The sequence below is a fragment of the Methylobacterium sp. 285MFTsu5.1 genome (assembly GCF_000383455.1).
In the GTDB taxonomy this organism is placed as follows: domain Bacteria; phylum Pseudomonadota; class Alphaproteobacteria; order Rhizobiales; family Beijerinckiaceae; genus Methylobacterium.
The window spans coordinates 189457-198791 of sequence record NZ_KB911279.1 but is presented as its reverse complement, the minus strand read 5'-3'; the positions used below and the strand labels follow the sequence as shown (position 1 = coordinate 198791).

The 9335-nt window shown below is 73.1% G+C and carries 8 protein-coding genes; 4 read left to right on the top strand and 4 right to left on the bottom strand.

Annotation, left to right across the window (positions count from 1 at the left end; genetic code table 11):
* From H288_RS0116865 to H288_RS0116855, 3 genes are all read right to left on the bottom strand, one after another.
* Nucleotides 1-587, bottom strand: a 587-nt coding sequence (locus H288_RS0116865; RefSeq protein WP_020093753.1) for a polysaccharide biosynthesis/export family protein, incomplete at its 3' end; no start/stop codon positions are given.
* A 193-nt stretch (nucleotides 588-780) separates the two neighbouring features.
* The gene (locus tag H288_RS0116860) at nucleotides 781-2271 is read right to left on the bottom strand and encodes an LTA synthase family protein (protein ID WP_020093752.1); all 1491 of its coding nucleotides are present in this window, start codon (nucleotides 2269-2271) and stop codon (nucleotides 781-783) included.
* Nucleotides 2272-2489: 218 nt separating this feature from the next.
* Nucleotides 2490-3992: a capsular polysaccharide biosynthesis protein gene (locus tag H288_RS0116855; RefSeq protein ID WP_020093751.1), complete on the bottom strand. Its 1503-nt coding sequence runs from the start codon at nucleotides 3990-3992 to the stop codon at nucleotides 2490-2492.
* Nucleotides 3993-4328: 336 nt separating this feature from the next.
* On the opposite strand from H288_RS0116855, the gene H288_RS0116850 reads away from it, so the two are divergent.
* From H288_RS0116850 to H288_RS0116835, 4 genes are all read left to right on the top strand, one after another.
* Complete coding sequence (locus tag H288_RS0116850; protein ID WP_020093750.1) at nucleotides 4329-5636, top strand: capsular biosynthesis protein; 1308 nt, start codon at nucleotides 4329-4331, stop codon at nucleotides 5634-5636.
* A 115-nt stretch (nucleotides 5637-5751) separates the two neighbouring features.
* Nucleotides 5752-6519 (top strand): SDR family NAD(P)-dependent oxidoreductase, encoded by a 768-nt coding sequence (locus tag H288_RS0116845; protein ID WP_020093749.1) that lies wholly within the window; start codon nucleotides 5752-5754, stop codon nucleotides 6517-6519.
* The gene (locus tag H288_RS0116840) at nucleotides 6519-7379 is read left to right on the top strand and encodes a formyltransferase family protein (protein ID WP_020093748.1); all 861 of its coding nucleotides are present in this window, start codon (nucleotides 6519-6521) and stop codon (nucleotides 7377-7379) included. The genes H288_RS0116845 and H288_RS0116840 overlap by 1 nt, the downstream gene beginning before the upstream one ends.
* 62 nt (nucleotides 7380-7441) lie before the next feature.
* Nucleotides 7442-7852, top strand: a complete 411-nt coding sequence (locus H288_RS0116835; RefSeq protein ID WP_020093747.1) for a flagellar basal body rod protein FlgC — start codon at nucleotides 7442-7444, stop codon at nucleotides 7850-7852.
* Here H288_RS0116835 and H288_RS0116830 read toward each other — a convergent pair.
* Nucleotides 7845-9233 carry an amino acid permease gene (locus tag H288_RS0116830; RefSeq protein WP_020093746.1) on the bottom strand — a complete coding sequence of 463 codons (1389 nt, stop codon included), beginning with the start codon at nucleotides 9231-9233 and terminating at the stop codon, nucleotides 7845-7847. The two genes, H288_RS0116835 and H288_RS0116830, sit on opposite strands and share 8 nt — an antisense overlap.
* Between the last annotated feature and the right edge of the window lie 102 nt (nucleotides 9234-9335).

The window sequence follows — 9335 nt, the reverse complement described above, 5'->3', positions numbered from 1 at the left end:
GGCAGGCGGGCGCCGGCGGCGCCCTCGCCGGTGACGGTGACGGCCTGGGAGATCGGGCGGGTGACCGAGACCAGCACCTGGGGCTGGATGGCCTTGCCGGCGAGTTCGTTCTCGATGAGCGCCTGGACGTCCTGGGTGCGGCGGCCGGCGACCTTGATGCGGCCGGCATAGGGCACCGAGATGGCGCCGTCGCGCCCGACGGGCTGCTCGGGGATGAGGGCGGACTTGGATCCGGCGGAGAAGCGGTCGGCGACGAGGGGTCCGGAGAACAGGCCGCCGGATCCGGCTTCCCAGACGGAGACCGAGACCATGTCGCCGATGCCGATGACCGGCTCGGAGGAGGGGCGATGGTCGCCGAAGGAGGCGAGCAGGCTGTCGAGGGGGCGGCCGCGCAGGGCCTCGACCACGGAGGGCGTGACGTCGATGATCTCGTAGCGGGCAAGGATCCCGCCGTCGGCCGTGGCGACCTCGGCCCCGGCCTGGATCGCGCTCGCCGTCGGACCCGCCGCGGGCATGTACGTGCAGCCGCCGGCAGATCCAGCCGCGAGGGCGGCCATCAGGGCGGTGCACGCCGTCTTACGCAGCATCACAAAGATTTCTCCTCGCCGAGCCCGCGCCATCGCTGGCCCGGGCCGGGATACCCAGTTTGACCGCCAAACGCTGCGATCGCTTTAACGACCGCGCCGGTGCGGCGGCCGCCGTGCGGACGGTCGCGCTATCCGCGGGCAATGCGTCACCAGCGTGGCACGGCCACGCTTATGCCGCGCAAGCTTAACCGTATCATGTCCCCGCGGCGATGTCCGCAGGTGCCGTCGCGAGGGCCCCGCGGAGCGCCCGACCGAGCTCGTCGGCGGCGATGTCGGCGCGGCGCGGGACCGCCTGCGGGCGGCCGAAGCGGAACAGGGCGTACTCGGTCGTCCGCCCGCCGAAGCCCGGCTTGCAGCTCGGCAGCGACGGTGCGTGGTCGCCGAACACGCAGAGCGTGATGGTCTGGCCGCGCTCGCGGGCGACGGCGTCCAGGCCCGCGACGAGATCCTCGACCATCCGCCCGGTATTGGCGACGTGATGGAGGTACTGCGCCTGCGGATCGTCGATGCCCGGCAGCCGCCCGGGCTTCCAGGGGCCGTGGTTCTCCATGGTCACGCAGAACAGGAACAGCGGCGCGCGCCGGGCCCGGACTTCCGCGAGGAGGCGCGCGCCGAGGGCGACGTCCCCGACATAGGGCCCGACGCGCGGCGCCTCCGCGAACGCTTCGCCCATCACGAGATCGGCGAAGCCGAAGGCCTCCATCACCCGCGCCCGGCGGAAGAAGTCGCGGTGGAACGGGTGCAGGAACAGGGTCCCGTAGCCCCGACTCCCGGCGAGCCGGGCGAGGCTCGTCGGCTCGTCGCCGCTGCGCGACGTGTAGGGGTCGTAGCGGCCGAAGCCGAGGCTCTCGGACGGACGGCCTGTGAGCACCGCGTGCTCGCTGCGCATCGTGTAGGCACCGTGCGCCGGAACCCGCAGGCGCCCGTACTGCGCGGCCCGGGTTCGGAACAGGTCCATCGCCGGCAGTTTCGCACCGCCGAGCCGCTCCGGATCGACGAAGGATTCGAGCTGGATCACCACGACGACATCGTCGCCCGGGCCCTCCGGCAGCGCCGGCGCCGCGGGCACCGGCACGCCGCCCGCCATCGCGCGGGCGGTGTAGCCGAGGAGGCTCGCCGGGAGGCCGACCCGGGTCACGTCGGCCTCCAGGTCGGGCTCGGGGAACCAGCGGGCGATCAGCCGGGCGAGCGGCGGCCGCGGGGCGGCCTTGACCAGCAGCCAGAGCGCGAGCGGGAGGCCGAGCATCGCCAGCACCCGCGGCACGGTCGCGGCGGGCAGCACGCTCGGCTCGATCCAGTACCAAAGGGCGGTGAACGCCGCGGTGAGCAGGACCGGCACGGAGATGCGCGGGTCCCACAGGGGCGGGATGTAGTAGAGCTGCGGGTGCCGCGGCACTTGCGGCAGCAGGGCGAAATCGCTGAACAGCAGCGGCTCGCCGATCACCGAGCGCTTCGCGCGGCTGACGACGATCAGGATCGCCACGGTGATCACGCAGGTCAGCCCCGCGAGCCAGGGCCGCCAGGAGAACTCGAACCAGAACAGCAGGATCAGCAGGTAGCCGAGCAGCCGCAGGCCGAGATCCCGGGGCGCGAGGCTCGCCCGGGTGATCGAGTCGCCCGCGAACACCTCCAGGGCGAGGCACACGGCGAGCGCGAGACCGGTGGCGATGAGGAACGTCGTCAAGACACGGGCACTCAGCGTGGGGCGGGCCTGCTCGCCGCCGGCATCCGGTCCGGCAGGAAACAGCGCGCGGGAGCAAGGGCTTGCGAGCCGTTCCTGATCCGGAATGATCGGAAACGGTCCCGGGGCGGGCGGTTGCGGGCGGACTCTAGCAGCGCGCGCTATCGCTTTGGTGTCACATCAGGGTCTCGCGGAACCGGATTCGCGCCGCGCGCCGCGCCCTAGCGCGGTCCGCCGCCGGCCTCGCGGCCGACGCCGCGCCGGCTGCGCAGGGCCCGCACGACGGGATTGAGGAGGCCGTAGCGGGCACGCATCACTAGGTGGGCCGTCCGGCCGAGCGAGAGGGCGTTGCGCGGCGCCGCCGCCCGGGCCGCGCTGAGGCGGTCGAGGAGCTGTTCCGGCGTGCACGGCTTCATCGCCACCGGGTCGAGGTAGCGCGCGTAGAGGATCATGGCGCCGGCCACCAGCTCATCGAGGCTCAGCCGGCGGCCGCGGTCGGCGCCCGGCGCGAGATCCTCCGACAGGCCCCAGCCGGAGTAGAACGGCCGGCCGTGGGTCGCCACGGTGAGGCCGCGGATCAGGGCCTCGAACCCGGCGAGGGACGTCATGGTCTCGACGTGATGCACCCGGTCGAGGAGGTCGACGATGCTGATGCCGCCCACGATCCGGTCGGCCAGGGTCAGGGCCTCCGCCTCCGGGATGATGCCGGGCCGGAAGCCGGCCTCCACGTCGGGATGCGGCTTGTAGAGCAGGAACGCGTCCGGGTTGCGCCGCCGCGCCGCCTCCAGCAGCGCCCGGTTCGAGCGGACCAGCGGCGAGCCGTGGCGCACCGAGGCGTCGTCCTCCACCTGGCCGGGCACGAGGACGATCCGCTGGCCGGCCGGCCAGTCGAGCGCGGCGGCGTCGAGGCCGACATTGTACTTGCTGAGCCGGCGCGCCACGACCTCCTCGCGCAGGCGCCGCGCCCGGGCGACGAGGTCCGGGGTGAAGTCGGCCTCGGCGAGCAGCCGCTGCAGGCGGCTCTCCCGGCGCGGGTCGTAGTAGATGCCGAGGTCGTCCACCACGATGGAGGCGCCGGGCTGCAGGCTGGCGCCGAGCCCCACGGAGCGCAGGAACCCGTCCTCCACGCGGGCCAGCGGCAGGCCGGCCCGCGCGCAGGCTTCCTCGAGCTGACCGGGCGCCCGCGTCGCCCAGGCGAGGAGGCGGCCGCCGTGGCGCTGTCCCGCGGCGATCGCGGCCTCGGTGGTCATGGTGTGGATCGGCCGTCCGGCGGGGCCCGCGCCCAGGACGTCGAGGGCGGGCCGCTTCCAGCGCGACATCCCGACATAGACCACCCGCCGGTCGTTCTCGGCAAAGCGCGTGGCGAGCCACGCCACCCGCTCGGCGCAGGTCGCGCGGTCGATCGGCTCCCCGGTCCAGGGGTCGAGGTAATGGACGCCGCCCTCCCCGCCGAGAGGCGCCCCGTCGAGGGTGATCCGCAGGGATGCGAAGCCGGACTCCGGCGAGTCGTAGGGGCTCAGGAGCGGCCCGGGCGCGACCACGAGCCGGCGCCGCCCCGTCAGCGCCAGCAGGCGCCCGGCGAGGCTCCCCGCGCCCCAGGTCGCGCCGACGGCGCCGGGGCGCGCCGGACCGAAGGCGAGGCCCGTCGCGGCCTCGATCTCCGCCCTCAGGCGGCGGATCGTGCGGCCGGTCGCGTAGAGCGACGGGGTCGGGTCTGCGGGCATGGTGGGTGCGTCCGGCTCCGGTCGGGTGAGGTGCGGAACAGGCCTGTAGCGCATTTTCGCCGGCATGGGATGGTGATGCAACGCGGGGACAACCTGAGCGCGCGTCGCCGTCGCCACGTCCTGGAAAGGATTTGGACATATCGTCGCCGCGATTGCCCGCCTATTCCGGAGGCTAGGCCGCAGACGCGGGACCGTTGCAGACGGGCCACGCCGGCGCGGAAACGCCATGCCGCGGCATGGCTTCGGATTGCGGGCTCGCCGGGCACCGTGCCACCTCAAGAGTCTCTCGCCAGTTCGGTTCATCCGGCCCAGGGTCAAGGACAGAAGCGCCGCGGAATGCAACAGCCCGCCCTCGACGCCCTCCGCGACCGCCCCGCGACCTTCCTCTTCCTGCAGGGCATCGCGACGCCGTTCTTCTCCGATCTCGGACAGGCGCTGCGCGCGCGGGGACACTCCGTCCGGCGCATCAATCTCTGCCCCGGCGACTGGCTGTTCTGGAGCGGCGAGGCCGAGAATTACCGCGGTCGCCGCGAGACCTGGGGCGAGTATCTCGACGCCTATCTCGACCGCGAGGGCGTGACCGACATCGTGCTGTTCGGCGATTGCCGGCCGTTCCACAAGGCGGCCCGCATGATCGCCGAGTATCGCGGCCTGCGGGTGCACGTGTTCGAGGAGGGCTATATCCGCCCGAACTGGATCACCTGCGAGCTGGGCGGCGTGAACGGCTTCTCGTCCCTCCCCCGGACGGCCGCCGAGATCCGCGCCCTGGCGCGGCGCCTGCCGCAACCCGGCCGGGCGATGCCCTCCACGGGCGACATGGCCCGGCGCAGCGTCTGGGACGTCGGCTACAACCTCGCCAACGTCCTGTTCCCCTACCTCTTCCCCCATTTCCGCAGCCACCGGCCGACCCATATCGCGGCCGAGTATGCGGGCTGGATCAAGAAGTTCGCCCGCCGCGCGCATACCCGCCGCGAGGCGGCGCGCTGCGACGAGATCTACCGCGCGGTCGGCTGCGACTACTTCCTGCTGCCGCTGCAGCTCGACAGCGACTACCAGATCCGGGTCCACTCGCCGTTCCTCGGCGTCGAGGGCTTCATGGACCGGGTGATCAAGTCCTTCGCGGACGGCTCGTCGGCGCCGACCCGGCTGCTGGTGAAGCTGCACCCGCTCGACAGCGGCCTGATCAACTGGCGCAAGTTCGCCCGCGCCTCGGCCCGCCGCCACGGCGTCAGCGACCGGCTCGACTTCATCGACGGCGGCGACCTGCCGGCCCTGATCAAGGGCGCCCGCGGCGTGGTCATCGTCAACTCGACGGTGGGGATGCTGTCCCTGGAGATGGGCTGCCCGACCCACGCGGTCGGCACCGCGATCTACAACATGGCCGGCCTGACCCATCAGGGCGACCTCGACAGCTTCTGGAAGAATCCGACGCCGCCGGAGACGGACCTGATGGCGGATTTCCGCCGCGTGGTCCTGCACCGGACCCAGGTCAACGGCGGCTTCTTCTCCAAGGAGGCGATCGACCGCGCGGTGGCCGGCTCGGTACCGCGGATGGAGGCCGCCCTCCCCGACGCGATGCTGGCGGCGGCGCGGGCGGTGAGTGAGGCAGCCGAGCGCGACGGCGAGCTCGCGCCGGTCTACTGACCGGGCTCGCCCGGCTCCCGGGCCGTCGCCATTCGGCGGCCTTTGAAGCGCGTTTAACCGCCGGTGAGCCGTTCCCGGCCTTGATCTTTCCCCGCGCGGCGGCGTAACCCGCCCCATGCCCCGCATTCTGATCACCGGCGCGTCGAGCGGCATCGGCGCCGCGCTGGCGCGCCATTACGCGCAAACCGGCGCGAGCCTCATCCTCGTCGGCCGCAACGCCGAGCGGCTGGAGGCGGTCGCCCGGGACTGCCGCGCCAGCGGCGCCGCCGTCGAGACCGCCCGCCTCGACACCCGCGACCGGGCCGCCACCGTGGCGCTGGTCCACCGGTCGGATGCCGAGGCCCCCCTCGACCTCGTCATCGCCAACGCGGCGGTGAACGGCGGCAACCAGGAAGGGCAGGTGGAGGCCGAGGATGTGGCCTTCGAGACCGCCGACATCAATTACACCGGCACGCTCAACGTGATCCTGCCCGCCCTGACGCTGATGCTCCAGCGCGGGCGCGGCCAGATCGTGCTGCTGTCGTCGCTCGCGGCCTACGCGCCGCTCCAGGACGCGCCAGCCTATAGCGGTGCCAAGGCCGCGCTCGTCGCCCACGGTCTCGCCCTGCGCCAGAAGGTCGCGCCCCGCGGCGTGAAGGTCAACGTCGTCACCCCGGGCTACGTGAAGACGCCGATGGGCGGCGAGCTCAAGGGTTGGCGGCCGCTCGAGATCAGCGCCGAGGAGGCGGCCGTGCGGATCGCCAAGGGCATCGCGGCCAACCGCGACGTGATCGCGTTCCCGTTCATCCTCACGGCGCTCGCGCGCACCGTGCTGCTCCTGCCCGAGAACGTCCGCAAGGCCGGCCTCTACGCCTTCCGTTTCCAGCGCCGGAAGCGGCGCTGATGGCGCGACCCCGGATCGCGCTGTTCGTTCTGGAGGCACTGCCGAACGCCCGCGCGGTGCGCCGGCTCGTCGCCGATCTCCGGGCCGACATCGCGCTGGTCGGGCTCTCCAACGCCGAGCGGCCGTCGAGCGGCGGCCTCACTGGGCAGATCCGGCGGCACCTCGCGCGCTCGGGCCCCGGGATTCTGCCCTACCTCGCGGTCAATTTCGGCCTGCCGGACCTGCTGCGGCCCCTGGCACCCCTGACCCAAGCGGCGTCGGGAAGCGGCGACGCGCCGGAGGCGACGCCGCTCAGGACCCTGTGCCGCCGCCTCGGCGTCCCGACCCTGACGGTCGACGACGTCAACGGTCCCGACGTCGCGCGGGCCCTCCGGGACGCGGCGCCGGACCTGATCCTCACCTACCATTTCGACCAGATCCTGAAGCCCGAGACCATCGGGCTGGCGCGGCTCGGCGGGATCAACGGGCATCCCGGCCTGCTGCCCCGCCACCGGGGCCCGGTGCCGACGATCCACGCGCTGGCCGACGGGCCCGGGCAGTTCGGCATGACCCTGCACCGGCTGGCCGCCGCGATCGACACCGGCGCGATCCTCGCCCAGGAGGCGCTGGCGCTGCCCGAGGGTACCACCGCGACCCGGGCCTCGGTGGCGCTCCACGCCCACGGGCGCGGGATGCTCGACCGGTTGCTCGAGGACGTCACCCGGAGCGGAACCCTGCCGGAGGGGCGGTCCGAGCCCGTTCTGCCCTACTGCCCGTTCCCCGACCGCGCGATGCTGGCCGCGCTGCGCCGCCGCGGCCTTCGCCTGACCGACGGGCAGGATCTTCGGGACGCGCTGAGCCTCTCCGCGCGAGCGTCTTAACCCCCGGTTAAGGCTGTTCGGCAAGGATTCGGTCAGATTCTCGCCGTCGACAGGGCCCGCGCATGCCGGATACCAGCGCCCTCAACTCGGCCGCTGGCGCCCTGGCCGCCGGCCGGCAGGTGCAGAGCGGGCGGATCCGCGCGATCTCCGAGAACCTCGCCAACGCCGATTCGGTCCCGACCACCCCGGGCGGTGCCCCCTACGCCCGCAAGATCGCGGTGTTCGCCCCGGTGGCGGCCGACAGCCCCCGCGACCCGGTCGGCCGGATCGTCCGCGACACCACCGGCTTCCGCACCCGCTACGACCCGACCAATCCCGGGGCCGACCCGACCGGCTATGTCCGTCTGCCGAACGTCAACGTCGCGGTCGAATCGGCCGACCTCCAGCGGGTGGTCCGGAACTACGAATTGAGCCTGAGCGCCTCGGCCTCGATCAAGACGCTCGCGCAGGCCACCATCAACCTGATCAGCTGAGCCGGCCGTGCCGCCGGCCGTAGCCGGCGTAGATCGCGAGGCCGATCGCCAGCCAGACCGCGAGGCGGATCCAGGTGTCGGCCGGGAGCGAGGCCATCAGCGTCACGCAGGACAGGATCCCCAGTCCGGCGATGAGGGTCACCGCCGGCACGCGGAACGGGCGCGCCCGGTCCGGATCGGTTCGGCGCAGGATCAGCACCGTCGCGCAGACGAGGCAGAAGGCCAGGAGCGTGCCGATACTGACGATCTCGCCCAGGACGTCGATGGGCACGAGCCCCGCCACGGCCGCCGTGAACAGGCCGATCACCAGCTGGCTCGCCACGGGCACCCGCGTCACCGGATGGACCCGGCAGAAGATCCCCGGGAGGAGCCCGTCGCGGGCGATGGCGAAGAAGATCCGGCTCTGCCCGTAGAGGGCGGTCAGTGCCGAGGTGGTCAGGCCGATCAGGGCGCCGGCCTTGATGATCGTGGCGAAGCCCGTCAGGCCGATCACGTCGACCGCCTTGGCGACCGGGTCGGCGACGTTCAGGTCGCGATAGGGCACGAGTCCCGTGAGGACGGCCGCCATGGCCACGTACAGGATCGTGGTGATCAGCAGCGAGCCGATCAGGCCGACCGGCGCGTCGCGCTGCGGCGCCCGGCACTCGCCCGCGGCCGTCGCCACGGTTTCGAAGCCCACGAAGGCGAAGAACACCACCGCGGCGCCGCGGAACACGCCGCTCCAGCCGTAGGCGCCGAAGGTCCCGGCATTCTCCGGCACGAACGGGTGCCAGAGTTCGGGCCGCAGATGGGCCACGCCGACACCCACGAAAGCCAGGATGATCGCGACCTTGCAGGCGACCAGCAGGCCGTTGACCAGGGAGGCTTCCGCGGTGGCGCGCATCAGCAGGGCGCTGAGCAGCAGCACGATCCCGGCCGCCGGGAGGTTGACGAGGCCGCCGGCGCCGGGCGCCCCGGCCAGGGCCGGCGGCAGATGCAGGCCGAACTCCGCCGCGAGGGACTGCGCGTAGCCCGACCAGCCCACCGCCACGGTCGCCGCGGCCACGGCGAACTCGAGGACGAGGTCCCAGCCGATGATCCAGGCGGGAAGCCGCCCGAGGCTCGCGCGGGTGTAGGTGTAGGTCGATCCCGGCTCGGGGATCATGGCGGCCAGCTCGGCGTAGCACAGGCCGACGAGGCCGCAGGCGACGCCGCCGATCACGAAGGAGAGGCTGAGCGCCGGGCCCGCGTACTGCGCCGCCGCCGTCCCGGTGAGCACGAAGATGCCGGCGCCGATCGTGGCGCCGAGGCCGATGGCGACGAGGCCCGGCGCGGTGAGGCTCCGGGCGAGTCCGCGCCCCGCGCCCGCCCGTTCACCCGTGGTCACCGCGGACTCCGCCATCGCGTCCGTTCTCCCTCGCCCGGATCGTCACCCGGCACTTTTCATGCCCGGACGGTGGCCTCCGCGGAACCGCCCGGACCGGCGCCGCACCGTCCTCATCCC

Coding starts and splice junctions, on each gene's coding strand:
- H288_RS0116855 (WP_020093751.1), bottom strand. CDS start 3,992: ATGCCCGCAGACCCGACCCCGTCGCTCTACGCGACCGGCCGCACGATC.
- H288_RS0116850 (WP_020093750.1), top strand. CDS start 4,329: ATGCAACAGCCCGCCCTCGACGCCCTCCGCGACCGCCCCGCGACCTTC.
- H288_RS0116845 (WP_020093749.1), top strand. CDS start 5,752: ATGCCCCGCATTCTGATCACCGGCGCGTCGAGCGGCATCGGCGCCGCG.
- H288_RS0116840 (WP_020093748.1), top strand. CDS start 6,519: ATGGCGCGACCCCGGATCGCGCTGTTCGTTCTGGAGGCACTGCCGAAC.
- H288_RS0116835 (WP_020093747.1), top strand. CDS start 7,442: ATGCCGGATACCAGCGCCCTCAACTCGGCCGCTGGCGCCCTGGCCGCC.
- H288_RS0116830 (WP_020093746.1), bottom strand. CDS start 9,233: ATGGCGGAGTCCGCGGTGACCACGGGTGAACGGGCGGGCGCGGGGCGC.